This window comes from Psychrobacter sp. M17(2026) (assembly GCF_055699815.1).
Genome location: NZ_CM146741.1, coordinates 1,660,561 through 1,687,067, shown reverse-complemented (window position 1 = coordinate 1,687,067; position 26,507 = coordinate 1,660,561). Strand labels below are relative to the sequence as shown.

At 40.4% G+C, this 26,507-nt stretch carries 23 protein-coding genes, 1 tRNA gene and 2 pseudogenes; 16 read left to right on the top strand and 10 right to left on the bottom strand.

From position 1 onward, the window contains the following. The first annotated feature begins 70 nt into the window (after positions 1–70). Both ACR63T_RS07135 and ACR63T_RS07130 read left to right on the top strand, forming a co-directional pair. Positions 71–208, top strand: coding sequence for a hypothetical protein (locus ACR63T_RS07135; RefSeq protein ID WP_472783518.1), 138 nt, complete (start codon positions 71–73; stop codon positions 206–208). Positions 209–426: 218 nt separating this feature from the next. After that, entirely contained in the window at positions 427–948 is a 522-nt protein-coding gene (locus ACR63T_RS07130; RefSeq protein ID WP_305898227.1) for a hypothetical protein, read from the top strand. A gap of 181 nt (positions 949–1,129) precedes the next feature. On the opposite strand, the gene ACR63T_RS07125 is transcribed toward ACR63T_RS07130, so the two are convergent. Both ACR63T_RS07125 and ACR63T_RS07120 read right to left on the bottom strand, forming a co-directional pair. Continuing rightward, the gene (locus ACR63T_RS07125; RefSeq protein WP_472783517.1) at positions 1,130–1,549 is read right to left on the bottom strand and encodes a hypothetical protein; all 420 of its coding nucleotides are present in this window, start codon (positions 1,547–1,549) and stop codon (positions 1,130–1,132) included. Further along, entirely contained in the window at positions 1,546–2,370 is an 825-nt protein-coding gene (locus ACR63T_RS07120; RefSeq protein ID WP_472783516.1) for a tetratricopeptide repeat protein, read from the bottom strand. Before ACR63T_RS07120 ends, ACR63T_RS07125 begins: the two co-directional genes overlap by 4 nt. A 127-nt stretch (positions 2,371–2,497) precedes the next feature. On the opposite strand from ACR63T_RS07120, the gene ACR63T_RS07115 reads away from it, so the two are divergent. After that, entirely contained in the window at positions 2,498–5,791 is a 3,294-nt protein-coding gene (locus tag ACR63T_RS07115) for a type I restriction endonuclease subunit R (protein ID WP_472783515.1), read from the top strand. 163 nt (positions 5,792–5,954) lie between these two features. On the opposite strand, the gene ACR63T_RS07110 is transcribed toward ACR63T_RS07115, so the two are convergent. Together ACR63T_RS07110 and ACR63T_RS07105 are read right to left on the bottom strand one after the other, a co-directional pair. Beyond that, positions 5,955–6,800, bottom strand: a complete 846-nt coding sequence (locus ACR63T_RS07110; RefSeq protein WP_472783514.1) for an IclR family transcriptional regulator — start codon at positions 6,798–6,800, stop codon at positions 5,955–5,957. Between the two features lie 121 nt (positions 6,801–6,921). Further along, entirely contained in the window at positions 6,922–8,076 is a 1,155-nt protein-coding gene (locus ACR63T_RS07105; protein ID WP_472783513.1) for an acyl-CoA dehydrogenase family protein, read from the bottom strand. 228 nt (positions 8,077–8,304) lie between these two features. On the opposite strand from ACR63T_RS07105, the gene ACR63T_RS07100 reads away from it, so the two are divergent. The 4 genes from ACR63T_RS07100 to ACR63T_RS07085 all read left to right on the top strand — a co-directional run bounded on the left by ACR63T_RS07100 (position 8,305) and on the right by ACR63T_RS07085 (position 14,160). Continuing rightward, positions 8,305–9,081 (top strand): enoyl-CoA hydratase, encoded by a 777-nt coding sequence (locus tag ACR63T_RS07100; RefSeq protein ID WP_472783512.1) that lies wholly within the window; start codon positions 8,305–8,307, stop codon positions 9,079–9,081. Between the two features lie 123 nt (positions 9,082–9,204). Continuing rightward, positions 9,205–10,803: a 3-hydroxyacyl-CoA dehydrogenase gene (locus tag ACR63T_RS07095; protein ID WP_472785253.1), complete on the top strand. Its 1,599-nt coding sequence runs from the start codon at positions 9,205–9,207 to the stop codon at positions 10,801–10,803. A gap of 90 nt (positions 10,804–10,893) precedes the next feature. Then, positions 10,894–12,096, top strand: a complete 1,203-nt coding sequence (locus ACR63T_RS07090; RefSeq protein ID WP_472783511.1) for a 3-oxoadipyl-CoA thiolase — start codon at positions 10,894–10,896, stop codon at positions 12,094–12,096. A gap of 447 nt (positions 12,097–12,543) precedes the next feature. Then, on the top strand, positions 12,544–14,160 hold the full coding sequence (locus tag ACR63T_RS07085; RefSeq protein WP_472783510.1) for an NAD(P)/FAD-dependent oxidoreductase: 1,617 nt from the start codon (positions 12,544–12,546) through the stop codon (positions 14,158–14,160). A gap of 309 nt (positions 14,161–14,469) precedes the next feature. Here ACR63T_RS07085 and ACR63T_RS07080 read toward each other — a convergent pair whose 3' ends face one another. Then, positions 14,470–15,360, bottom strand: a complete 891-nt coding sequence (locus tag ACR63T_RS07080) for a LysR family transcriptional regulator (RefSeq protein WP_472783509.1) — start codon at positions 15,358–15,360, stop codon at positions 14,470–14,472. 83 nt (positions 15,361–15,443) lie between these two features. Between ACR63T_RS07080 and ACR63T_RS07075 the strand changes: the two genes are divergently transcribed. Next, positions 15,444–16,370: a DMT family transporter gene (locus tag ACR63T_RS07075; RefSeq protein ID WP_472783508.1), complete on the top strand. Its 927-nt coding sequence runs from the start codon at positions 15,444–15,446 to the stop codon at positions 16,368–16,370. Between the two features lie 390 nt (positions 16,371–16,760). Here the strand turns inward: ACR63T_RS07075 and ACR63T_RS07070 are convergent, their stop codons facing one another. Both ACR63T_RS07070 and ACR63T_RS07065 read right to left on the bottom strand, forming a co-directional pair. Next, positions 16,761–17,378 (bottom strand): hypothetical protein, encoded by a 618-nt coding sequence (locus ACR63T_RS07070; protein WP_472783507.1) that lies wholly within the window; start codon positions 17,376–17,378, stop codon positions 16,761–16,763. A gap of 118 nt (positions 17,379–17,496) precedes the next feature. Then, the gene (locus ACR63T_RS07065) at positions 17,497–18,144 is read right to left on the bottom strand and encodes a hypothetical protein (RefSeq protein ID WP_472783506.1); all 648 of its coding nucleotides are present in this window, start codon (positions 18,142–18,144) and stop codon (positions 17,497–17,499) included. A 199-nt stretch (positions 18,145–18,343) separates the two neighbouring features. Here ACR63T_RS07065 and ACR63T_RS07060 point away from each other — a divergent pair, with 199 nt between their 5' ends. From ACR63T_RS07060 to ACR63T_RS07025, 8 genes and pseudogenes are all read left to right on the top strand, one after another. Next, positions 18,344–18,883: a WG repeat-containing protein gene (locus ACR63T_RS07060; RefSeq protein WP_472783505.1), complete on the top strand. Its 540-nt coding sequence runs from the start codon at positions 18,344–18,346 to the stop codon at positions 18,881–18,883. Between the two features lie 38 nt (positions 18,884–18,921). Then, on the top strand, positions 18,922–19,803 hold the full coding sequence (locus ACR63T_RS07055; protein WP_472783504.1) for an IS982 family transposase: 882 nt from the start codon (positions 18,922–18,924) through the stop codon (positions 19,801–19,803). Then, positions 19,742–19,870, top strand: a pseudogene (locus tag ACR63T_RS07050) (hypothetical protein); the annotation flags it as partial. The gene ACR63T_RS07055 and the pseudogene ACR63T_RS07050, both read left to right, overlap by 62 nt. Positions 19,871–19,900: 30 nt before the next feature. Then, positions 19,901–20,653, top strand: a complete 753-nt coding sequence (locus tag ACR63T_RS07045; protein WP_472785252.1) for a WG repeat-containing protein — start codon at positions 19,901–19,903, stop codon at positions 20,651–20,653. A gap of 140 nt (positions 20,654–20,793) precedes the next feature. Next, positions 20,794–21,888, top strand: a complete 1,095-nt coding sequence (locus ACR63T_RS07040; RefSeq protein WP_472783503.1) for a WG repeat-containing protein — start codon at positions 20,794–20,796, stop codon at positions 21,886–21,888. 60 nt (positions 21,889–21,948) lie between these two features. Further along, positions 21,949–23,586, top strand: coding sequence for a tetratricopeptide repeat protein (locus ACR63T_RS07035; protein WP_472783502.1), 1,638 nt, complete (start codon positions 21,949–21,951; stop codon positions 23,584–23,586). A gap of 126 nt (positions 23,587–23,712) precedes the next feature. Then, positions 23,713–23,841: pseudogene (locus ACR63T_RS07030) on the top strand (IS3-like element ISPar1 family transposase); the annotation flags it as partial. Between the two features lie 83 nt (positions 23,842–23,924). Next, a complete protein-coding gene (locus ACR63T_RS07025) occupies positions 23,925–24,413 on the top strand; it encodes a hypothetical protein (RefSeq protein ID WP_472783501.1) in 489 nt (162 codons plus the stop codon). 459 nt (positions 24,414–24,872) lie between these two features. Here ACR63T_RS07025 and ACR63T_RS07020 read toward each other — a convergent pair whose 3' ends face one another. The 3 genes from ACR63T_RS07020 to ACR63T_RS07010 all read right to left on the bottom strand — a co-directional run bounded on the left by ACR63T_RS07020 (position 24,873) and on the right by ACR63T_RS07010 (position 26,225). After that, complete coding sequence (locus tag ACR63T_RS07020) at positions 24,873–25,121, bottom strand: integrase arm-type DNA-binding domain-containing protein (RefSeq protein ID WP_472783500.1); 249 nt, start codon at positions 25,119–25,121, stop codon at positions 24,873–24,875. Between the two features lie 177 nt (positions 25,122–25,298). Then, positions 25,299–25,374 (bottom strand) — tRNA-Arg (locus ACR63T_RS07015). 89 nt (positions 25,375–25,463) lie between these two features. Continuing rightward, positions 25,464–26,225 carry a hypothetical protein gene (locus ACR63T_RS07010; protein ID WP_305898185.1) on the bottom strand — a complete coding sequence of 254 codons (762 nt, stop codon included), beginning with the start codon at positions 26,223–26,225 and terminating at the stop codon, positions 25,464–25,466. Positions 26,226–26,507 lie beyond the last annotated feature (282 nt).

The following is a 26,507-nucleotide window of genomic DNA, read 5'->3' as shown; positions in this document are numbered from 1 at the left end:
TCTTTATCTGTGTTTTAAAAGTATTGTATCTTATTTATAAAAGATTGACTATAAGTACGCCAAGATAAACTTGGTTACTTTTGGTTTTGGTAATTGCGTCAATGAGCAGGTCTATCATGCTGACTCTGATGTGGTATTTAAAAATCAGCAAAAACTGAATAAAGCGTTATTCGGTAAAAGCTTTAAGCAGATGTGCGATGAGCCGTAAAACTTGGATTACGTTTTTTAATGAAGTCGAATAAACCGTGCAAGTATGCCGCACCGCTCTAATATCTGCTGCTGTTACGGGTAAGATTGATGTGAGGGGTTGGCGGGCGTCTGATAGTAAGTAATAAAACGCTTTACAATATCAATAATAAGAATTAACATTTGTAAGATTTTAATACCTTTACTAAATAATCATGGATTAACCAAAGGATTCTATTTATGAAAAAAACCATAGCCATGCTTATGATGAGTGCCGTAAGCCTATCAGGTTGTGCAGTAATGGATGCGATAGATGCGTCTAATGAACGTGTGCAAAATAGAGCCTTAGATACTATTTATCCTACTCATGCAGAACGTGACGCCATACTCAAACGCGCCGCTACCGAAAGTGTCGTTGATAAAAACATCATCGGTAATACTTGGCTGCAAGTCAGTGTAGATGACAAAGGCAGAACGTACTTTGTCGATACTAGCGTTAGAAATACTAAAAATACGGCCACATCAGAGGTCAAAGTGCTCAATGTTGACCAAAGCTATAAGATTGCCACTTATCAGTTTTTTTGTTATCAAGGCTATGGACGTAAACTATTCGGTAATAGCTATACCGCTGACCATCAAAAGAAATTTCAGCTGATTGGTTTTGGTCCTGGTGAAGACTATGACAGAAGGCCTCATTCTTTTGAAGAACCATATGCCAAAGCCATTTGCGCCCTTGGTGGATTCTCACGCGATGCGACTTAGTCTTTAACGCATAAAAAGCCCCTAGCCTTATGATCCAATCGCATGGATTGGTAAAACTAGGGGAGTTGTTGCTTTTGATTGTATTTAACTTCACTAACTAAATCAATTTTATAAATATCTATAGTATAAATTCAAATTAATTCGTGGGTTAGCACCCACGCTACGAGCTAAAATCAACTGGCTAAGCTTGCTCATCAACCAGTGCTTGTGCAAGCTCTGGTATTCTATCAGCATATCTTAGACATTGAGCATATTCGCCACTACTGAAGGTCTCATCGAGTTTATAATCGGCTTTATGGCGCTTGGTTAGAAAATTAGTAAATTGCAAAGATAGCATTTTAGCTGTTTTACTATCTGTTAGCTCTGCTATCTCTTCAAATACAAGAAAGACTCTATTATGAGAACCCGTATTCTTAAATGAGCCGTCTCTACTCATATCGTACTGAGGAAAGTTGTCCCTAATAACTTCTAGCATAGTGGAATAGATGAAATAGTAATGACGATTGATACAGGCTCTTTGAATGGCTTCTTCTGTAATAGCTTTGGGATCAGGAAACAGGTGATCTATAGCTTGTTTCAGCTCATTCAACGTTACACTCAAACTAAAATCCCTTGTTGCTTGCGAACCTCATCATTTGATAAATCGTCTTCTTCTAAGGGTAAAAAATTATAAACGATACGCTTATAATCTTTAAAAGATAAGTCACTATCAATTAAGTCATCAGTATATTTATCATGAATGACAAAGCAATCATCAATATCAATGTTTGGCATATGCTCATCTATGATTAAGAAAGTACCTACTTCGTTATGTTGTAAAGTCATACTAATTTGACTACCACCTAAACAATATGAATTTGAAGCCCTAGCTGCTAACGATGAAATTGCTTTAAAAGTAGCAAGGTTAACTTTTATTTGTTCTAAGATAAATAGCTCTTCATCAATTTTGTTCAACCTGTCATTAACTAAAACCAATAAGTCTTTAGACTTATCATTAGTAACTTTAAATAAAGACAAACCTTGCGATAACGCTTCTTTATCTAATATTATTGAAGAATCTATAATCAGTCTATTTAAAGCATTCCTATTAAAATTATCTTCTTGCAAGTTTAGTAGAGCTAACTTTATACCCTCTTCAAACTGTCCCGCTTCTGATAAAAGGTTAGCATAAGCATTACAAGCAACTGTTCTGTTTAATTGATAAGATTTTTTGCCATAATCAACCGCTTTATCAAGCTTGCCCTGCGCACGATAGACTAGAGCTTCCATAAGGAAACCCTCAGCAGGATTGCTTTTACGCAAGGCTTGAGCATCTCTTAACCAACGACTAAATCTAATATTATCAGGATTGATCATCCCCTCAAAAGATATTAGAAAGTCATAGACTTCGTTAAGCTTAGTCTGTGCTTGAGGTGTGGTCATATATTGGTATACCTATATAAGTAAAAGTATATTACCATTGGTAGTAATCTTAGTAAATGCTAATGATGTTAGCGGTCACAGACCAAATACTTACAACGACAGTCAATACAATAAGAATGGACTCAACATGACTAACGCGCACAATGTTACCTACGAATCTGTCTTTCAAGCTGATATCGTCACTCAGATGCAAGCGCATGGTTGGCAATTGGGTCATGCCAGCGGCTATACGGCTGAGACCGCGCTATATGAGCAAGACGTGCTCGACTTTGTACAGACCACCCAGCCACAAGAGTGGGAGAAGTTCTGTCGTACTCATCCTATCGATAGTGAGCGCCAATTTATCGCCGCACTAGTTAAGCAGCTGAATAAAGCGGATGAGAATGCGACCGATAAAGCCTCACGTACTTATGGCACCTTGGGCGTATTGCGTCATGATCTCAAGATCCGTAACGCGCGCTTCTCTCTGTGTCAGTTCAAGCCTGAGCACAACCTGAACCCTGAGACTATGGCACGCTACAAGGCTAATATCTGTAGAATTGTCCCTGAGGTCGTGTATAGCCCGCATACCAGCGTAAAAAACAGCCCAAAAGATAAAACAGACGGTAAGCTTGCTAAGCGTAACCGTATCGACATCGTCCTATTCGTCAATGGCATACCTGTCACGACAATGGAGCTAAAGTCTGAATTTAAGCAGTCGGTTGATAATGCGATTAGCCAGTATAAGAAGACCCGCCTGCCAAAAGACCCTGCTACAGGTAAGCCTGAGCCGCTACTGACATTTAAGCGCGGTGCACTGGTACATTTCGCCGTCAGTCAGTATGAGGTCTATATGACCACACGGCTGGCAGGCGAGAATACTTACTTTTTACCGTTTAATAAAGGCACAGCCAGTGGCGGCGCGGGCAATGATGTACCGACAGATAGCAGCCGTTATGCCACCGACTACCTATGGAATGAAGTATTGACGCCTGATAATTTGCTGGCGATCCTTGGGCACTTTATGCACTTGCAAATCGAGGAAGAAGAGGACGTCATTGGACTTAAGTCCAAAAAGGAAACCATGATGTTTCCGCGTTATCACCAGTGGGATGTGGTGACCAAATTAGTCAAGGCCGCCATTGATGAGGGCGCAGGGCAAAAGTACCTGATTCAGCATAGCGCAGGATCAGGCAAGTCCAACTCTATTGCATGGACGGCGCATCAGCTCTCAACGCTGTATAACGAGCAAGGCGATAAGCAATTTCATTCCGTCATCGTTATCACCGATCGCACGATACTCGACGACCAGCTGCAAGACACTATCTATCAGTTTGAACATGCCGATGGCGTCGTCGGTAAGATCAATAGAAACGAGGGCGACGGCTCAAAGTCTGAGCAGCTCGCCAGCGCGCTAGTCAACTCACAACCGATTATCATTGTTACTATTCAGACCTTTCCATTTGTCCTCAAAGCGATTGAAGATTCAAGCGTGCTCAAGTCTCGTCGTTATGCCATCATTGCCGATGAAGCGCACTCGTCACAGACAGGATCTACCGCGCGCCAGCTCAAAGAAGTGCTAGTCTCAGGTGAGATAAAAAAGAGCGAGGATAGCGCGTTATCTGATGAAGATGTCATCAATCAGACAATGGAGGCCAATCTTGCCGCGCGCCGTAGTAGTCCTAACCTAAGTTATTATGCCTTTACCGCCACGCCCAAGCCCAAAACTATTGAGCTATTTGGGCGAGTGCCCAATCCTGACTTGCCCGCCTCTAAACAGAATAAGCCTGAGTCTTATCATGTCTATTCTATGCGTCAAGCTATTGAAGAGGGTTTTATTTTAGATGTGCTCAAGAACTACACCAACTACAAAGTGGTCTATCAGCTCAAGCAAACCCTCAAAGCTGATGACGAAGTCGATTCGCGCCGTGCCAAGATTAAATTGAATAACTGGGTGCGCCTCCATGACCATAATATCGCACAAAAGGTCAAAGTCATCATTGAGCACTTTAATGACAATGTTAAAGGCTTACTGGGCGGGCAAGCCAAAGCGATGGTCGTAACCAGTTCGCGTAAAGAGGCGGTACGCTACAAGATCGCTTTTGATAGCTATATCGCTGACAACGGTTATCGCGGTATTAATGCGATGGTCGCGTTCTCAGGGGAAGTTACCTTTGACGCCCATGATTTAGAAAACAGCAGTGACCCTGATAGTAGTGCGCTGGTCGGTGAGAAGTTCACTGAACATAATATGAATACTGGTTTAAAAAAACGTGACCTACGTACCGCCTTTGACAGTGACGACTATCAGGTGATGCTAGTAGCTAATAAGTTCCAGACGGGCTTTGATCAGCCTAAACTGTGCGCCATGTACGTCGATAAGAAGCTAGTCGGTGTCGATTGCGTCCAGACCTTGTCACGGCTTAATCGTACTTATAAAGGCAAGGCGGAGAGCGGCACCTTTGTGCTCGATTTCTTTAACGATCCTGATGATATCTTAGCCGCCTTTCAGCCGTACTACGAGACTGCGACCTTGGCGGACGTGTCTGACCCTGATCAAGTTTATGACCTTTACAACAAGTTAGATAGCAGCAATATTTTTACCAAAAACGAAGTCGAGCAGTTCGTTAAGGCTTTTTATAGCAAGAACAAATCTAACGCGGCTATTAGTAATATCTGTAAGCCAGCGGTTGAACGTTGGCAAAAGCAGTATCTTGAGGCGCGTACAGAAGCAAAACATGCTAAAACGATGCTTGAGGAAACTAAAACGACAGGTAATGTAGTACTGATTACCAATGCTGAGAACGACTACAAAGGCTATAAGGCTAAGCAAGACGAGCTTGAGATCTTTAAAAAGGATCTAGGCACTTTTACCCGCCAGTATGAGTTTATGTCGCAAATCGTTGACTATGACAGCAAGGATCTTGAGAAGCTCAGCCTATACGCGCGTAACCTACAGCCGCTATTACGTGAAAGTGCCAGTGATGATGACGATATTGATTTGAGTAATATCGTGATGAGTCATTATCGTGTCTCAAAGCTTTATCAGCAAGACTTAAAGCTGCAAGAGAGTCAAAGTGAGTATCAGCTGGATGCAGGCGGCGGCGCTGGTACGGCTAAGCCCAAAGATAAAAAAGAAGAGCGGTTATCGCAAGTCATCACTAGGCTCAACGAGATTTTTAGCACAGAAAACCTGACAGATAAGGACATGCTGAACTATGCGCATACGGTCAGTGACAAAATGTCTGAAGATGATCTGGTCATGAAGCAAATAGCTAATAATGCTAAAGCACAAGCGATGCTCGGCGGCTTTTCTAAGTCGTTAGATGATGCCATTATGAGTAGTAGTGCTGCACACGAAGAACAGATGATGCAGCTGCTCTCAGATCCTGTTAAGACTCAGAAATTTGCGCAGGTTGTCTATGATTTATTATGTGCTTAGTGAACAAATAGTTGTTTGATGTTAGATTGATTGATCACATATCAGCGAGTAATTGCCTATATTTGAATGTTTAATTGCCTATATTTGAAAGTTTAAATACTGTATTGCAGTTTTAGCTATCAAATATGAATGTTTATATAGCCACTAGGGGCTTCAACACACCTTAGATAATGTAGAGATTATCTTCTATATTATTTTTCATATGTAGCAGACGAGGAGCGACATCTTCTTCTAACTTAGTACGGCTAAGCACAAAACTTGGCGCGCCGCAGTTAAAAGTTAGTAAGCCCTCAGTAGGGTGCATTATTGCAGTGGCGACTGCATTGACATCTTTTTGCCATTCACTAATCGAAAAACAATACCCATAATCTTCATAATCCTTGAAAGCTTTATCCAGTCCTCGCCTAATCTTTAACCAATCATCTTTGTACTTGCTACGAATGGCATCAAGGATGAATTCTTGCTCAGCAGGGGCCATACTGGCTAAGCAAGCTCGTCCCATGGCACTTAAATGAATAGGCAGGTATGAGCCAACATTACGTCGCATGGTCGTAGTGCCAGACCCTTGCACGACGTTTAGATAAACCATCATTAGGCGGTCACGGGTTGCCATAGCAACGGCACTATTGGCGTAATCCGCTAACCCTTCCATATAGGGCGTGACCAAATTATTGATGGAGATATTCGCCATCATGGTATAGCCAAATCCCAACACACCAGCGGCTAGCTGATATTTGCTACTGGTGGTGGATTGCTTTAAATATCCTAACTTGACTAAGGTATAAGTCAGACGTGTGATCGTCCCTTTAGGCAGACCCGTTAGTTGACTTAGGTCTTGATTGCCAAGATAAGGGCGCTGCGGAGTAAAACAACGCAGTAGCTCAAGTCCACGAGCCAAAGCCGTGACAAACTGCCTGTCGTTTTTATCTCTCATCTCTGCAATGGGCTCTAACCATTCGGCATGCATTGCTGAGTTAGCATTTTTATCAGTAAGGGTGTCATTAGTCATAGGCGCTCAACTATTTCGAATCGAAATCACAAAAAATAAAAATTTATTAGGGTCTGACAAACCCGTCAAAGCATGGATGCACTTTGACGGGTAATAAACACTTAGCTAATGGCTGCTTTAATTAGCTAGTAGCCTCTCTAATCATATTACGGGCAATAATAATTTGCTGGATCTGCGTGGTGCCTTCATAGAGACGATACAAGCGCACGTCACGATAGAAGCGCTCAATGCCATAATCAGCAATATAACCTGCACCACCAAGGATCTGCACCGCTCTATCAGCAACCCGCCCGCACATTTCGGTCGCGAACATCTTACAACAAGAGGACTCCGTAGCGACATCTTTGCCCTCATCACGCAGACGTGAGGCATCAAGTACCATAGATTTAGCCGCGTAAATCTCCGCTTTTGAGTCCGCAAGCATCGCTTGAATCAGCTGAAAGCTTGCAATAGGCTGACCGAATTGTTTGCGATCTACGGCATAATTGAGGGCATCATCTAGCATACGAGTAGCAGCGCCCGTACTAGCAGCTGCAATATGCAAGCGACCTTTATCCAGCACTTTCATCGCCGTTTTAAAGCCGACACCTTCAACACCGCCGATCAAAGCATCTGCTGGCACGACGCAATTATCAAAAATGACATCACAAGTGTGCGCGCCTTTTTGCCCCATTTTTTTGTCCCATTTGCCTAAAGTGATACCTAGGGTATCGCTTTCAACGATAAAGGCAGAAATACCACCCGCACGCTTGTTCGTAGGATCGGTACGTGCCATAACCGTAAAGACGCCGGCTTCAGGTGCATTAGTGATATAGCGCTTAGTACCGTTTAATACATAAGTATCACCATCTTTGATAGCGGTCGTTCTAAGAGACGCGGCATCTGAGCCAGCCTCAGGCTCAGTCAAACAAAACGAGCCAATAATTTCGCCACTAGCGAGCCGTGGCAGATATTTTTGTTTTTGCTCGTCAGTGCCATCAATGACCAAACCCAAAGAACCAATACCGTTATTGGTACCGATAAGCGAGCGAAAGGCAGGAGAGGTGCGACCCATCTCAAACGCGATGATAACCTCCTCTTCCATAGTCAGACCTAGTCCGCCGTATTCCTCAGGAATAGTCAGTCCAAATAGACCTAAGTCACGCATCTGTTCAATGATATCTTCTGGCAAACGATCATTTTCGGCGACCCAATCCTCTTTAGGTATCAGCTGCTCATTCACAAACTGACGAACAGTATTGACGATATGGTCGAGGGTTTCTTTATCTCTAATCATGTGACTTCCTTGTCTGATGGGATTGAATATTAAAAATAGTGTGAACTACTTTGACACTTGTGACTGATAGTACGAATAACTGATAGTACAAATGACTGTTTTACATAAATGGCTTGTATGAGCTAAATAGCATAATCTATACTAAAGCAGATTACAACAATTTCGGTTTTATAAACCGCAGTGCGGTATTTTTATAATATATAAAAAATAACTACTAAGGATAGCATCATGGAAGAGTCCATCATTACCTATGAGACGTTGGATAATGGCGTAAGTGTGATAACCCTCAATCGCCCTAAAGTTCGCAATGCTTTAAATGCCGAATTGCGCGAGCAAATGGCAGAGATTTTTGTTCAGTTAAATGACGATACGAATACCAAGGCGATTGTGTTGACTGGCGGCGATAAGGTGTTCGCGGCTGGTGCTGATATCAATGATTTTTTAACCGCAAAAACAGTCGATGTGTACTTGCGTCATAGTGAACGCTATTGGGATGCCATCACCAATTGTCGCAAGCCGATTATTGCAGCGGTCAATGGCTATGCGCTTGGCGGCGGCTGTGAGCTCGCTATGCATGCTGATATCATTGTCGCGGGCAAGTCGGCTAAGTTTGGACAACCCGAAATCAAAATCGGATTAATGCCTGGAGCAGGGGGCACGCAGCGGCTGTTTCGCTTGATTGGCAAACATAAAGCCATGAAGCTGATATTGACGGGCGACATGATAAACGCTGAAGCAGCGGATCAAATGGGGCTGGTCTCTGAAGTGGTGGAAGATGAGGCGACTATCACCCGTGCTATTGAGATTGCTGAACAACTAGCAGGTTATTCACCGATTGCTGTAGAACAAATTAAAGAAGTTGCTAATCTTGGCGTTGACATGCCTCTACAAGGCGCATTGGCTTTAGAGCGTAAAGCTTTTCAGATTTTGTTCGACACCGAAGATCAAAAAGAAGGCGCCAAAGCCTTTTTGGAAAAACGTAGTGCTGAATATAAAGGGCAATAGCTTGTCAAAGTATAGACTTCTCAAAGCATAGAGCGAAACAGCAAATATACTTTGAAGATGAGACTATTCAATAAGAGCATATAAAGCAATAAGAGCATATAAATTAACAAGACCATATAAAGGATTATTATGACGGTTAAATCATTAGCCATTGTTGGCATCGGTATCATGGGCATAGGTATTGCCCAAATCGCGGCTCAAGCTGACATTCAAGTGCTGTTATTTGATGCCAAAGCGGGTGCCGCTGAGCAAGGACGCCAATCGCTTCAAGCTATGCTCAAGAAATTAGCCGCTAAAGGTAAATTTACCGAGGAGCAGCTACAGGCGACTTTGGCTAATCTAATCGTGATTGAAGATATAGCCAAAATTGCCGAGGTAGATATCGTCATTGAAGCGATTATCGAAAATCTAGAAATAAAACAGGTGCTGTTTAAACAGCTAGAAAGCATCGTTCCCGCCGAAACCATTTTGGCAACCAATACCTCATCGCTCGCGGTAACCGCAATTGCTTCTGGTTGTGAGCACCCAGAGCGTGTGGCAGGATTTCATTTCTTTAATCCCGTGCCGCTAATGAAAATCGTTGAAGTTATCCCTGGTATTTCTACCAAACCTTCAGTCGTCGAGACGCTCACCAGTTTAGCCAGACGCATGGGGCATTTAGGGGTTGTCGCAAAAGATACCCCAGGGTTTATTGTCAATCATGGCGGTAGAGCTTTTGGCACAGAGGCCTTAAAAATACTAGGCGAAGGCGTGGCCAGTTTTGAGGACATCGATCGTATTTTGCGTGATGGCGCAGGCTTTCGCATGGGACCATTTGAGCTACTCGATCTCACTGGTATCGATGTGTCGCACCCCGTGATGGAGTCAATTTATAACCAATACTACTTCGAGCCGCGCTATCGTCCGCATCCGTTGACTCGTCAAATGCTGGAGGGCAACAAGCTGGGTCGTAAAGTGGGTGAGGGCTTCTACCAGTATAAAAATGGTCAAAAAGTAACTATAGATACATCTAAACAGTTATCGCTTGAAGTGTCAGTTTCAAAAAAAGGGTCTGATACAGTCATTAGCTCAGTTTGGATTGGTGCGGATTTAGCGGCAGATAAACAACAGCTGGTTGATTATCTAAATGCTAAAGACATAACTATCGACGATAACGACGAACCACAATCTGACAGCTTAGTATTGCTGGCAATCTACGGTGAAGATACGACCAACGCCGCTATCCGTTATCAAGTTAACCCTCAACAAGCGGTCGCCATTGATATGTTGACGGACTTATCCAAGCATCGTACTCTCATGCCAAGTATCGTCACGCAAGATAACTTTGTCACGCAAGCATATGCCCTATTTGGCAGAAATAATAAGTTGGATAAAAGCTCGGATGAGGACTCAAATGTTGCTGTCGATGCCACACTGATTAATGAGAGCACTGGCTTTGTGGCACAGCGAGTCGTGGCGATGGTGATTAACTTAGGGTGTGATATTGCGATGCAAGGCATTGCCACACCAAAGGATATCGACAATGCCGTCAAGCTTGGATTGGGTTATCCGTATGGTCCTATCTCATGGGGAGACGAGCTTGGTGCCGAGCGAATTTTACTTATCTCAGAGCGTATTTATGGGTTAACGGGAGATCCGCGTTATCGTCCTAGTCCATGGTTACAGCGCCGTGCCAAGCTAAGCATATCACTGTTTACTCAGCAAAATAATTATTTAGGCTAATGGCTTATTAATGACTTAGCGCGCCCAAGTACAGTTGCGAAATCCCATATTTCAATCAAATACACTCTCAAAACACAACAAGGAACAGTTATGTTAGACGCCTATATTTATGACGGATTAAGAAGCCCTTTTGGTCGCCATGGCGGCGCATTAGCAACCGTACGTCCTGATGACATGATCGCGACAGTGATAAAAGCTTTGATCGACAAGCACCAACTGCCCAGCGACATCTTTGATGAAGTACTGATCGGTAACACCAACCAAGCAGGTGAAGACTCACGCAACATCGCTCGTAATGCTGCTCTACTAGCGGGATTAGATGTCACAACGCCCGGTCAGACCGTCAATCGTTTATGTGCGTCAGGGCTATCTACTGTCATTGATGCCGCTCGCAGTATCACTTGTAACGAGGGTGACATATTTTTGGCAGGTGGCGTTGAGTCAATGACCCGAGCACCGTTTGTGTTTGCTAAGACCGAAACGCCTTTTAGTCGTGAATTTAAAGTATTTGATACGACCATTGGCAGCCGTTTCCCGAATCCTCTTTTGACTAAAGAATTTGGCAGCGACAGCATGCCGCAAACGGGCGATAACGTCGCTCGCAAATATGGTATCACTCGTGAAGAGGCGGATAAATTTGCAGCGGCTTCGCAAGCTAAATATCAAGCAGCTAAACAAGCTGGTTTTTTCGACGATGAAATAACGCCCATTATGGTATCGCAAGGTAGAAAATTACCAGACAAAGCGATAACAGATGATGAGCATCCTCGCGCTAGCTCTACTGTTGAAGCATTACAAAAACTAAAACCATTAAACGAAAATGGAGTGGTTACAGCAGGCAATGCATCGGGAATTAACGATGGCGCTGCTGCGCTGATTATTGGCTCAAAGCGGGCAGCAGAGAAGCTAGGCTTTAAACCTATTGCTAAGATTCTCTCATCTGGTGCGATGGGTGTTGAGCCGAATATTATGGGTGTTGGCCCTGTCGAAGCCATTAAACTGGCATTAAAACGTGCTGACTTGACCCTTGATGATATGTCCATCATTGAGATTAATGAAGCCTTTGCCTCGCAAGTACTTGGTTGCTTAAAAGGTTTAGAGATTGACTTTGATGACAAGCGTGTCAACCCTAATGGCGGGGCAATTGCCGTCGGACATCCGCTTGGCGCATCAGGCGCAAGACTGGCGTTAAGTACTGCGCGCGAGCTACAGCGCACAGGCGAAAAATACGCGGTAGTCAGTTTATGTATTGGTATTGGGCAAGGGCTTGCCATGGTGATAGAACGAGTCTAGCACTATTAATATCATCGCTACGACATTCTATACGAATGGCACGACGGGAGACCCAAAAGGCGTCTTTTTTACTCATTGACAGATAGTATTATAGACTCTATCGAGTACCCTAGCGTCTGCACTCAATGCTGATGGTCAAGGCGCTCGCTACACTCTAAATTTAAACGTATGCAGTCGCTGAGATATTGCCATTGTTGTCTGTTATCTTCTTGACAGCTTTGACTTCGACCTCTGTATTGTAAGTTCTGATTTTCTTGGTCATGGTAAACGTCTCATCGAGTCGCTAGTTTACCAAGTTTATCTCTAAGGTTTCTTCAGCATAGCTCATTTTCAAATCACAATACCAATCCATAAATTTACCCTGCATAAGTAAAATATTTATTCGCTTATTTGTATCAGTACCAGTAAAATGCGAGACTGTTTTCTACACGAGTTTATGAGTAACCAATGATACGTTTAACTGAAATTAAATTGCCATTAAATCATGCACCTGCAGATCTAACGACTGCTATAACGACAAAACTTAAAATTTCTGCTGAGCAAATGGCGTCATTTGTGATGTTTAAACGTGGTTATGATGCTCGTAATAAAAGAAATATCCAATTAATTTATACGCTAGACATTACACTGACTGACTCGGATTTAACCAATGATTTACTGGTTCAATTTGAGTCAGACAATCATGTTAAGGCAACACCAGATACCAGCTACAAATATGTAGGTACAGCGCCAGAAAATTTAACTGAGCGTCCTGTTGTTATTGGTTTTGGACCTTGTGGTTTATTAGCAGCACTGACCCTTGCTCAAATGGGTTTTAAACCTATTATCATTGAACGCGGTAATGAAGTAAGACAACGCACCAAAGACACCTTTGGCTTTTGGCGTCAGCGCAAATTAAACACAGAATCAAACGTACAATTTGGTGAAGGTGGAGCGGGTACTTTTTCTGACGGTAAATTATATAGCCAAGTGAAAGATCCCAATCATTACGGCCGTAAAGTAATGACAGAATTTGTAAAAGCCGGCGCACCAGATGAAATTTTATTTGTTAGTAAACCGCACATAGGTACTTATAAGTTAGTCACCATGGTAGAAAAAATGCGTGCCGAGATCATAGCGCTTGGTGGGGAAGTCCGTTTTGCTACTCGCGTAGACGACTTGCATATCACTGACTCAAAAGTAACAGGCGTGACACTTAATAGTGGCGAAACCTTAAAAACCAACCATGTTGTTCTTGCTGTTGGTCATAGCGCCCGTGATACCTTCCAAATGATCCATGATAAAGGCGTGTATGTTGAAGCAAAACCTTTCTCGATTGGCTTTAGGATTGAACATAAGCAGTCAACCATAGACCAAGCACGCTTTGGTGACAATGCTGGAAACGAAATACTTGGCGCTGCGGATTACAAACTGGTTCATCACTGTAAAAATGGTCGTTCTGTTTATAGCTTCTGTATGTGTCCAGGCGGGACTGTGGTTGCCGCCGCATCAGAAGAAGGTCGTGTTGTCACTAACGGCATGAGCCAATATTCAAGAAACGAGCGTAACGCCAACAGTGCTATTGTTGTCGGCATTGACCCAGAGCGAGATTACCCAAACCACCCTCTTGCTGGTATCGACTTACAAAGACAACTAGAAACCTTAGCGTTTGAATTAGGTGGCAAAGACTACAGTGCACCGGCGCAAACTATTGGTGATTTCTTAAAAGGTAAGCCAGACTCAGAATTAGGTGATGTAAAACCCTCTTACACACCGGGCATTACCTTAACCGACTTAAGTAAAGCTTTACCTGACTTTGCCGTGGATGCCATACGTGAAGCCATTCCAGCGTTTAATAAAAAAATCAAAGGATTTTCATCTGATGACGGTTTACTAACTGGCGTAGAAACCAGAACCTCGTCACCAATCAGTATTAAACGCAATAAAGAGTTTCAAAGCATTAATACCAAAGGCTTATTCCCTGCAGGCGAAGGTGCTGGCTATGCAGGCGGCATATTATCAGCAGGGATTGATGGCATTAAAGTGGCCGAAGCCGTGGCGAAATCGATGTTGAACATAGAGTGAGAGCGGCTCTAAACGGTAAGCAAATCCTAATATTAAAATGCTCACTTAGATAAAAGCATGCGATCGAAAAAGCCTTTCAAGCTATGAAGTATAAAGCTTGAAAGGCTTTTTTGTGTTTTGAGAATGATGAGTTGCTTTTGTATTTTTAATGGATTTTTAGGTTCTAAGCGCTTGAAAATAACAAGCTTTGGCTCCCAATATATTTTGTAAAAACATGAATTTTATTGACTATAATAATTTAAATAATGAAAAATATTAAATTAAAATTAACTAAAACCCCGATTTTCACATAGCCGCTGTATTCTCGTCTTAACGTGCCAGTTTTTCCTTTTTTAATAATTGTACGGCCATTTTTATAAATGCCTGTGCAGCAGGAGAGGCTTGGCGTTTACTGTGCAGTGCTAAACCAATCGTTCGTTTGTATTGCAGCGCTAGTTGTCGAACCACATAGCCATCGGTTGGTAACGCTTGAGGGAGTGCTAATTCAGCAACGAGGGCAACGCCTTCACCTTTTGAAACTAAGGCAATTGTCGTCATCAGTTGTGTTGTTCTGTAGCGAATATCAGGGATCAGATCCTCGGCTGCAAATAGCTTGGAAATGAGTTGCGCTGAACCTGCTTCGGTCAGAATAAAAGGAACCTGACATAAATCTTGAAGTGCAATTTCGTCTTTCTTCGCCAATGAGTGTGTTTTGGGAATAAGAGCAACCATTTGGTCTTTAATCAATGCAAAGGTATCAAAATGCTCATCAGGAAGCACCACAAAGCCAACATCAACACGCCGCTCTTGTAGCCATTGCACGATCTGTTGGTCATTTCCTTCATCAATACGCACCTCGATATTGGGAAACTGCTTACGGTAACTCTCTAGAATCTCAGGAAGTAAGCGCAAAGAAGAAGTGGGACCGAAAGAACCAATACGCAGGCTACCCAGCTGCAACCCCTTAATATCAGCAGCTTCTTGGCGTATGGTCTCAGACAACCCCAGTATTTCTCGAGCGCGGGGTAGCAGTCGAGATCCAGCGACAGTCAATTCTGCCTGTGACTTATTACGCTCAATAAGGCTGACTCCTAAATCTTCTTCGAGTTTTTTCAGTGCATGCGAAACAGCTGACTGACTAATGCCTAACTGTTGGGCTGCCAAGGTAAATCCACACAGCTCTGCAACGACCACAAATACTTCAAGTTGGCTAAACGTCATGACCTTTTGCTCATTTTACTATGAGTTAACATTAGTGAAATACTATAGCACATATCAGGTTAACTCTTAAATCGAGCGACATCATGCAACCAATTACTAATACCTCTAACGACTTAGCTTTACCCTCCATCTGGCCAATCTATTTAAAACTTATCATGGTTGCCTTACTGTGGGGAGGAACTTTTATCGCAGGGCGTTTACTGACGGAATCGCTTTCACCGTTAATGTCAGCGATAGGCCGTTTTGGTCTGGCGGTATTTATACTCATTTTACTTACTATAAAATTAGAAGGTAAGCTACCAACGCTATCGCTTAGGCAGGTCGCGATCACTTTCACGCTCGGTCTTACTGGAATATTTACCTACAATCTGTTCTTTTTTACGGCGCTCTCTGAAATGCCAGCCTCCCGTACCGCTCTATTTGTTGCATTTAATCCTATCGCGACGGCGGTACTGGTTTCCCTTTTATATCGAGAAAAATTTTCATTGCAGATGTTGCTTGGGATAACTGTGGCGGTATTGGGCGCGCTGACCGTGATCAGTAATGGTCATCTACTGACCGTGATCCAAGGCAGTAGTCAGGCTTTTGGCCATGGTGAATTATCAATGCTCTGCGCGGTAATTAGTTGGGCTATTTATACCGTCGTGGGGCGCAAAGCACTGCTTGGTCTATCACCTTTAGTATCAACGACCTATGCTGCTATTTGGGGGTTGCTACTGCTGTTAATGGTGTGGTTGTTCAGTCCAAACGTGCAGGTGCTACCTGAGTTAAACTGGAAGATCGGTGCCGCTATTGGCTATTTGGCGATATTTGGCACCGTTATTCCTTTTATTTGGTATTACCAAGGAATCAAAACGATTGGCGCGGCGCAAACGTCGGTTTTTACTAACTTTGTTCCGTTATTTGGTGTGTTGCTCGGCGCTTTGCTACTCAATGAGCAGATATCCTCTTCGATGTTACTCGGTGGCGCGCTGGTGATAACTGGAGTGGTTTTGACAAATCGGCGTTAAGAAAAGTGGTGGATATTCATATATTGAAAGAATAAGTATCAAGCAGTGACGATAATACCTTATTCAAACCCCAACTGTACGGATTTGACGACAGGGGTCAAAACGTTTAAGCAACAAAAAACCCCACAACCAAAGGGCTATGGGGTTCTTAAGCAAACTAAAAATATATTATATGGTGCGCCCACCACGCTTCAATCAATCTAGCAAAGTCTTTTACTATTAAGGATTAAGTCTTTTACTATTAAGGATTAAGTCTGTTGTATATTTATTTTTAACAACAAATTTAACAACATTATAAAGCTCTTATACTCGTTCGAATCTTGATACCATGCTTGTTTTTACTCTTTTAAATTCAAGTTTATAATGAGTCAAAGTCCTAGGTTTTTTAAATCAAATACCTGATTCACAAGTGATGCTTTTCTCTTTGGTATCAAATTTTAAAGAAGTATAAGCACCACTCATATGCTCATACCCTAAACTATTATTTTCAACGACCTCTGAATACTCATCTACCTTTGGGGGTTCAAACTGCGATCTTAATTTTATAAAATCACTATCTTTAAAAAATAATTTTATGCGACTCCACTCGTACCCTTCCAGATGTTCGATGCTAGCAATAGAATATCCAAAAGCTATTGTATTCTTTAACTTATAAGTAGTGGTAAAACTATCCTCTTCAAGCGTAGGGTCTCCTTTTTTATAAACTGAATTAATAGATTGTCTATATATTTGCGGCAGCTCCTGATATAAAGACGGGAATCTACATCCTGACATCATTGGCTTTAGAAATGGTGTCCAGTCAATTATAGTATTCAATGGTAAAGCAGCTTGTTCAACGGGTAGTTCAATTTTTATTTGGTTGTCTTTAGCTACTGTGCTAATTACTTTGGTATCACTGTGAGTGATATCTTTATTCAAGGAAGGTCTAAGGATTGAATTCTCAGTACAACCATTCAAAAGTAAAGCTATACCAATACCTGAACAAGCTAAAGCTTTATTTACACTCATCTTAAATACACTTTTTAGTTGTGATTATTTCGCTATATATAACTCATGAAGTCTGAGTTAGCTAACAACTGTGTTCACAGCTTGATATGTTATTAATTAGACATAAATTGTTGAAAGATTAAAAAAGCACACCCCGAAACATCAACTTGTCATTATTCCGCTCAAAATACAGTGGTAACTCTCTATCTTGGCTTTTAGTGGCTGCACACCCCACCAGATATTTATTTGAAGATAACTTATCTAATTGAAGCATATGCTCTCTAATTGCATCTAATGAGCAGCCCTTGAGAGTATTAGTATTGATGATTCGTAATATATCCACATCGTTTTTACTATATTGAATATGCTCTATGTTTGGACACTGTGAAGCTTGGTTACCAATACATTTTTGTATTGTCTGAACTTTAGAAGCAGCTTTGGAATAAAGTCCATCATCTACCTGAAGCTGTAGTTTTCCAATTGTAAACTCCTCAACACTTAAGACATGTGATGGCGTACAAGTGCCAGAGGTGATGTACTGTACAGTTGTCATCAAATAGTCTGAATCTAGTAAACTTGGATTCAGCTCCGCAATGGGTACTTCGAAAGAGCTCATCAATGAGGGTGGTAGAGGATTGGTTTTATTATCCATGGTACTCAAGATATAGTTAACATCGGACTTAGACTCTATTTGTGTCAAAAAGCTATCTTGGTCATAACTGCAGGGACCACCATCCATTCCAAAGCAGCCGCCAAGTCCTAAGCTAAGAGTGCTCAATAATGTCATGAAACCTACTGGCTTAAGATGCATGCTATTACCTGCCTTCTCGTAAGTCCCATTGAATGCAAAACTAACTCTATTTAAATGTAAACCTTTTTAATGGATATTACAAATATTCATTAAAGTGCATTTATACTTGCGATGTTCGTATTTTTAAGTCAATATTATATTTAACGGAGTTCCTCTTAGAACAAGGACATTCAGCATGAGCAAATTAACTTGGGTTATAAACTTCAGTGCTATCACATTATCAATCTCAATGATTACCTCTCAAGCTAGTGCCTTAGGAACTTCTTATACTTGCGCAATAACATTAGACCTTCAGGAGACTGAAGGTCTTAATTCTTTTGAGGGTTTAGTTGAAGTTGAAAGAGATGGTAAATATGGCTTTGTAAATAAGAGAGGTCAAACCATCATCCCTATCGAATACGACTCACTATATCCTGAATTTACAGAAGGCTTTTTAGGTGTCGAGAAAGACGGTAAATATGGCTTTGTGAATAGGCAAGGCAGAGAAGTTATCCCCACTGAGTATGATTCGGTAGGATATTTTTCAGAAGGTTTAGCAAGTGTTGAAAGAAAAGAGAAGTATGGCTTCGTTAATAAGTATGGGGAAGTCGTTATTCCTATTGTATATGATGATGTTAAGGATTTCTCTGAGGGACTGGCTAGTGTACAGAAAAATGGTAAATATACCCCACTCTCAACTTTAAAAGTGATTGAAAAAAGAAGAGCATCTCACTAATCTATTGTTTTCGACCAAGAATACAACGGAGTCATGAGATGCCCATAGACGAATTTATCATCAATATCTATTTAATGGTAGAGCAATATTACAAAATAGTCGTCACCAAACCCTTGCGAAGTGCAGGTTACGCGCCAAAGCTGAGTGATCCTGAGATTATTTGCATGGAACTGGTCGGTGAATTTTTAAACCTAGACCAAGACAAACAGATTTGGCAATACTTTACCCAGCATTGGCAATCTTGGTTTCCAGCCATAGGATCATATCCTAACTTCGCAAAGCATTGCGCGAATCTGTGGCAAGTCAAACAGCGGATACAAGATAAAGTCAGTCAGCTTGAGGGCTGTGACAACATCCATTTTATGGACGGCTTTCCGATACCTGTCTGTCATTATGGACGCGCTTATCGGCATAAAAACTATCAAGACTTAGCGGCTTTTAGCTACTGTGCAGCTAAGCAAGAGAGGTACTATGGCTTTGAAGGACATTTGCTTGTTAATTTATCGGGCATGATTAAAGGTTTTACTTTTGCCCCTGCTAATGTTGATGAAAGAGCGGTTGCCCCAGAAATCACCACTCATATTCATGGGCTGCTTGGCGCTGATAAAGGGTATATCAGTCCTAGTCTGAGATCGTACTACGACGCTCAAGGAGTAGATTTACAAACGCCACTCAGAGCTAACATGAAAGAGAATAGACCCAAACCTGTGGTAAGACGGCTAATGAAAGCACGCCGTATCGTTGAAACAGTCATTGGTCAGCTATCAGAACGATTTAATATACAAAGGGTACGAGCAAGAGATTTATGGCATTTGTCTCATCGATTGATTCGTAAGATTCTGTCGCACAATCTGTGCTTTGTACTCAATCAAAAACTGGGTAATCCGCCACTTCAGTTTGATTTGCTTATTTCAAGTTGAGAGTGGGGTTAAATATGGTTATATCAATTCAAAGGAAAAAATAGTTATTCTTTTTCAATTTGATTTCGCCGAGCAGTTTTCTGAAGGCCTGGCTCAAGTGATAGAAGATGGAGAAACAAGCTATATCGATAAGCAAGGAAGTAATGTTTTCTCTTTTGATGGCTCATACGCTATTGCTGAGAACGAAGACTATTCAGAAGTGTATGGATTTGCAAATGGTCATGTCATCAACAGCATGTTGATAGTGCAAAATGCACAAGGAAAATACGGCTTACTTAATAGGCAGGGTGAACTGATAGCACCATTAGAGTATGACTACATTATTCAACTCAAAGACTTTGAGAGGATGACTGAGCGAAAAGGAAACATAGTCAAAGTCAAAAAGGATGACAAATATGGTCTTATCAACAGTTCTGGAGAGGTCGTACTGCCTTTTATATATGAAGATATCACTTCATTTTCAGATAAATTATTAGTCGTTAAAAATAATGGTAAGTATGGATTAGCTGATGAGAAGGGAAGAATAGTCGTAGTGCCAAAGTATGATGAACTTGGTGCTATCAGCTCTAATATGGCGGTTGCTATAGAAAATGAGGAATATAAATTTATCAACCGATGTGGCGTGGAAGAACCAAAGTTAGGAGTTTATGAATATGCAGGTTCTTTTATAGATGGATTGGCACTCGTGAGGCAAGACGATAAATATGGTTTTATAGACAATACTGGTCAAGCTGTGATAGCCATAATTTACGATTATGCTAGTGAGTTTAATGGAGATTGGGCTCTGGTTGAGAAAGACGGAGTGAGGCGCTATGTTAATAAACGAGGCGAAAAGATGGTGGATCATTAGTTGCATTACTCTATTCGTTAATAGGTTCGATAAGTAGGTTTACAATTATGATGCCACTGCTTTTGTGTATTAACTTTGAAGAACTGAACTAATAGATACTCAAAATGAGTACTGTCAGTCTAACCCTAAGGAAAAACGTCATGAACGCACTTATAAAAAAAACGAGTATTAGTTTTTTAGTAGCAATGTCAATGATAAGTGCTTCTAATGCTAGGTATCTTGACAACATTCCTTGCGGACTAGAGGTGGGTTATCAGATACCAAATGAGTTAGAAGGTATAGATTATTTTGCTGATGAACTTCTCAGAGTTAGAAAAGATAATAAATATGGTTTTGTAAATACCAAAGGCAAGTTGGTTATTCCTCTAGAGTATGACCATGCAGTAGGTTTTTTCGAAGGACTTTCAGTTGTTGCAAATGAAGAAAGATATGGCTTTATTGATACGAGTGGCAATGTAGTTATTCCTCTAAAGTATGACAGTGCGAATGAGTTCTCAGAAGGTTTAGCAAAGGTTGGAAAAAACGATAAGTATGGGTTTATTAATAGGCAAGGGAATGAAGTTATACCAATTAAGTATGATAGCTCGTCTAGAATTTTTTCCGATGGGTTATTGCAAGTAACATTAGAGGGTAAGACTGGTTATATTGATAAGCAGGACGATGTAGTAATACCTTTTAAATATAATGACGGTAGCAATTTTAGTGAAGGTCTTGCGGTAGTATGGGAGGACGAAAGGGCTGGATTTATAAATCTAAAAGGAGAGACGGTTATACCTTTTGAATACGATCGACCAAGCAGGTTCTCCGAAGGATTAGCCAGAGTACGAAAAAATGAGAGATATATATTTATTGATAAGACAGGTACTGAAATTTTAGATGTAGATAACTACTACAATATGTTTCCATTTTCTTATTCAGAAATTTTTTTAGATGGCTTAGCTTTAGTTCATGGTACAGATGGTGAAGAAGAAGGCTTAGAGGGTCTTATTAACAAAAAAGGCGATGTTGTTGTTCCTATAGAATACAGTGATATAGTTTTACCTTTTTCAGAAGGTTTAGTAGCCGTAAGTCAAGAGGGTAAATACGGTTTTATCGATAAACAAGGCAACGTCATGATACCTATAGCCTATGAAGAGGTTTGTTCATTTTTAAATGGTATCGCTAAAGTCAAAATAGAAGAGACTTGGCATTACATTAATAAACAAGGAAAAGAAACAGTCAAACCTTGGAAGTAATATTGAATATTTTAATTTTTTAAAAAATAATAAATAATTTTTGTAATGGAGAGGGCGATTATGAATAAACTCACTTTTAAAAAGGCGTTAAAGCCACGGTCATTAGTAATTGGGATATTGTGTAGTGCTATTACAACAGTAGCCTTTTCAGAAGTTAGTGTTAATGAACGTTATTTTCAAATAGAGCCGAATATAGATAGAAGTATTCTAGAAGGTTTTAACAGGGAAGTTAATATACTTGAATTGCCGATGGGTAATGCTCAAAGATTCAGTAAACTTGAGAGGTACGATGAAAAAGTACCATTAAATGAAATGGGACAAGTATATCAGCGTGAGGAGCAGTATCTAAATAGAATTGAGCTGCCACTGTCTGAGATAAATACTCTTAAGTTAAAAGCAGTAAATGGAGATCAGATATCTCAGTTTCATCTTGGGAGCTTGTATGAAAATGGCAAGGGTGTAGATCAAGACTATATGAAGGCTATTGAAAACTATAAATTAGCTGCTGATCAAGGTGATACCTTGTCTATGCTACGCCTTGGTAATATATATGATAGTGGTATAGTAATAAAGCAAGATAAGGAGATGGCAGATCAATATTATAGTGAATCTCTTGATAAAATAGATTTAGAGATATCTGACTTTTTTGATAACCCTGTTTCAGGAAATAACTTTCAAAATGAAGCAGCATTTATTGGGTTTATGGAGGGCATTGGAGTAATAGCTAATAGCTTCAAATTAATCTCGAAAACATTTGATTACCTTTCCTCTCGCTACTATGTGATTGAAGGGGAAGCTTTTTTTAAGCCAAAAGTTGTTGATAGGGATTTAGAAAAGGCATTTAAAAATTATAACTTAGCAATGAAGGATAGAGCTTTCGAAACAGGGATTAATTTAGGTTATGATGAGCCTATAAACGTACTTGTAAGAAATGATAGCTTTAAAGATATGAGTATCGATGATGCTATAAAAAATCGTGAGAAAGTAAAGTCATGGTTTCATGAAGCATGTACCAATTATCAAGATAAAGTAAGCTGCACTCTTTTGAACATCATGGACGCTTCTGATCGATACATTAAAACGGCTCAGTCTGACTTAACAGACAATAGTGTTGAAAAGGTGTCAATACAATTTGATAAGTCATCAACACCATATCTTATAGACACCTCTGATCTATATCTTGAAAAGACTCAGTCTGATTCCAAAAATAATAGTGCTAAAAATACATCAACACCATTTGTTTCATCTCCAATCGAAATTTTAACTAAACCAAATCCTAGTTTACGAATAGATACCATCAAAGGCTTATACTCAGATACTTTTAACAAATTTCAGAAGACAAATGATAGCTCTTATGATGCTAAAACTCTCTATAACTACGCTCATGAAGATTTGAAAGATGTAATATTTTTAGCGCAGAATGCTAGTGTAATGAACGACAATAACAAGGAAGCAGAGTGTCATAAAGCTATACAGAGATTGCATCTGTTAGATAGTAATGGTCGTAGTCCAGAAGATGTTTTTGATTTTATAGAGTTACGAAATGAAGATGTAAGAGTATTGACAGCTTTAGAGGGTGGTAGTAGTGGACTCAAGGAGTACTCTCTACAATGTACTGATAATAATTGTGAGATAACAGATATTTTCGATCAATATGGAGTTTCAGCAATTAAAAGTATAGGGAAAGCATGTCGATAATATACTATAAGATTGTTAGGTTTTTCTAGTTATGAGATGAAATAACACAGATATATTTTTCTTCTAATTGCTGAAAATGGTAGTAATAAATAAGATAAAGATAACATTCTAGATAGATAAGTCATGAAAGCCAATCAAGGCAAGCTTATCGCTACTCAGAAGTAAGATCCACAACTGATGGGTGCGCTTGAAGAAGTAAAGCACCTAAAGCGACAGCTTAAAGTAGCTGAAGAGGAACGAGAAATATTAAAAAAGGTCTACGTTGCACTTCAATGTTGAATCCAAGATATTTATAAGCAATCCAAAAAATATTAGATTTTTTAAAGGAGCAAAGGCATATGAAAATACTACCTATAATATTAGCGGGGTTATTCCTAGGTAATCTGATACAGGTTAATGCTGCGACAGATTGGACTCAATATTTAAAACCCATGTTGTCAGGATGTGGTTATGTAAATTTACCTGATACGCTATCTCCACGTTACGATTCATCCATTATTAGCATATTAAATGTAATCAAAAAAGAAAGATATAACTTAGAAACCGAAGATATAGTTGAACATACTACTTATACCTTAAATAACTCCATGGCTTTCGGAAAGCCTTTGCTAAAAATTGAATTTCAAGTGGGCTATGAATGGCACCAATTAGACTTATATTTTAAAGATGATAAGTTTACAACGTTACGTCCACAATTCAAGTTGCCAAAAGGCGATATAGATATACAAGAAGATAGTGCTAGTGGTTACGTAGTTGGGCGTGGAGGTACAGTAGAATTAATTTTTGATAAAAAACAAAAAAGCATTACTTGTCATGAGTATGTTTAATGCGATGTTTTATAAAAGCCACCTAAACAGACCTATTAATAAACTACTTAGAACATAGCGTTTTGAATGCTAAATAGCCAACCTATTAGCATCTTGATCTAGGTATTATTAGTGCGATGCTAGAGTCAGCTCAAAGTGAAATGGTTATAAATTTAAACACACTACTGGTATAAATTTTACTGGCGTACTGTTATCACAGAGGCTGCACAAAATTTATCCCAGCAGCGCTATGTCATTTTTATAGTGAATTGACTATATCAGACGCTTTTGATAGTTTGAGTTATGCTGTAGCTGCCGTCTTTTATGATATCAGTCCAACGGTTATGCCCTCATTGGCAGCCTTTGCATTGACAGTTACAACTGGCAAGCCAGAAATCGAACCAACGTCATTGGTGCGCTATATGGCAAAATACTGTTTACACTCGATTACTGAAAAACAAACATCAATAAAGAGGTTTTTTACAACTGGTGCAAGGTCACGTTCATACCAAAGATTAAGATAAAATGTGTAATTTCAGGGAATTTTCCTAAGGTAATAGTCACTCTTTTTTTTGTTAAAGGCGCGGGATAATCAATACGCCATGATTTCGTGCCAGCGACGCTAACATACAAGTACATACCACCACCGTCAGTCAATTTGTATGGTTTATCAGCTGGCTTAGCTTGGTTAACTTGAGTATGAGTTAAAGGCTGCTTGGTTTTTGCCATGATTTTACGGTATCCATTTTAGTTATTTTTAACTATACCGTAAATAATACCGCATTAATTACGGTATGCAATAGATAGTTTTGGGTAATTAAGGTAAGTTAAGGTTATTTGTAGATATTAAAAAACCCCGTAGCCTAAGGCTTACGGGGTAATATGGGGTGTTGTGTTATAGTAATATGGTGCGCCCACCAAGACTCGAACTCGGATCGATCGCTTAGGAGGCAACTGCTCTATCCTGTTGAGCTATAGGCGCATAAGGGCTCATTGTAAAAAAATATAGCTATAAAAGCAATCGCTGAATAGAGTTTATGGTTTACCCAGATAGCAAAAGATACCAATCCGTTATTCACTATTGGTTAGAGCGTCTTTGACCACCTCAGTTTTTTCTGTAGTTGTTTTTCCATCTGACGTCGGGTTAAATAAATCATCGACACTATTTTGATATCCATTAATATCATCGAACTGATACTCTCTTAAAATGTCTTGCCCAGTGCTTGAGATTAGGAAGTTGCGGAAGTTAATAGCCACAGGTTTAGCACTTACAATCACGCCTTCGAGCATTTGTGAGTTTTTTATAGCATAACCAAACGGATTTAGAGTACGAGCTTCACTGTTTTCTGCTGCTATTTCTTCAGGGTCTGTATCAGCACCGCTTTGTACGGGTGGATTAACAATATTGTTTTTTACATTTCTATCGAGCTCATCTTGTAGTAGGCTTAATAGAGAGTCTGAGAGCTGATCCTCAGCAATAACTATATCAGTAGCGTTGGTATTGTCGAGCGTTAACAGAGCGGTCGCTGGCACGTAATTAGTCAATACTTGAATCTGTGGGTAACGTGCCTCAAATCTGACGATGACTTCATCTAAAGGTACTTGCAAAGGCTGCTGCGCTTGAATATATAGCGTATTCGCATCCGCGTTGTTTTTGACCTCATCGCTATCTTCTTCGGCACTTTCTTGCACTAGTTGTACGTCTTTACCGCTCAAGATAGGTAGCGGGTTAGTATTTTTTTGATTATTAATCCATAGCCATGAGAAGACACCAAAAATAATGAATATGAATAACAATACTAGTCCGGCGAATACTAACTTGTAGTCTCTCATAGGTTACAGCTCTTGTTGTATAAGGTGTTTCATATATAGTACGACACTATCTGTCGTAAGCTATTTCATATCAGTGATTATTGAGCAAGTATTAGGCCAGTATTGAGATAGTATGCTGGTAAACTACCCCTATCGATGGCACACTAATTCAAGCGCCGTTATCTTAACAGAAAAAAATAGCAGCCACGACTGCAAAACATACCTTTATAAGTATTGTCATAGATGTTTTTATGAGTAACGATTTTCGTTTCGTTATCGGCGTTAATGCTTTTATTAACGTGA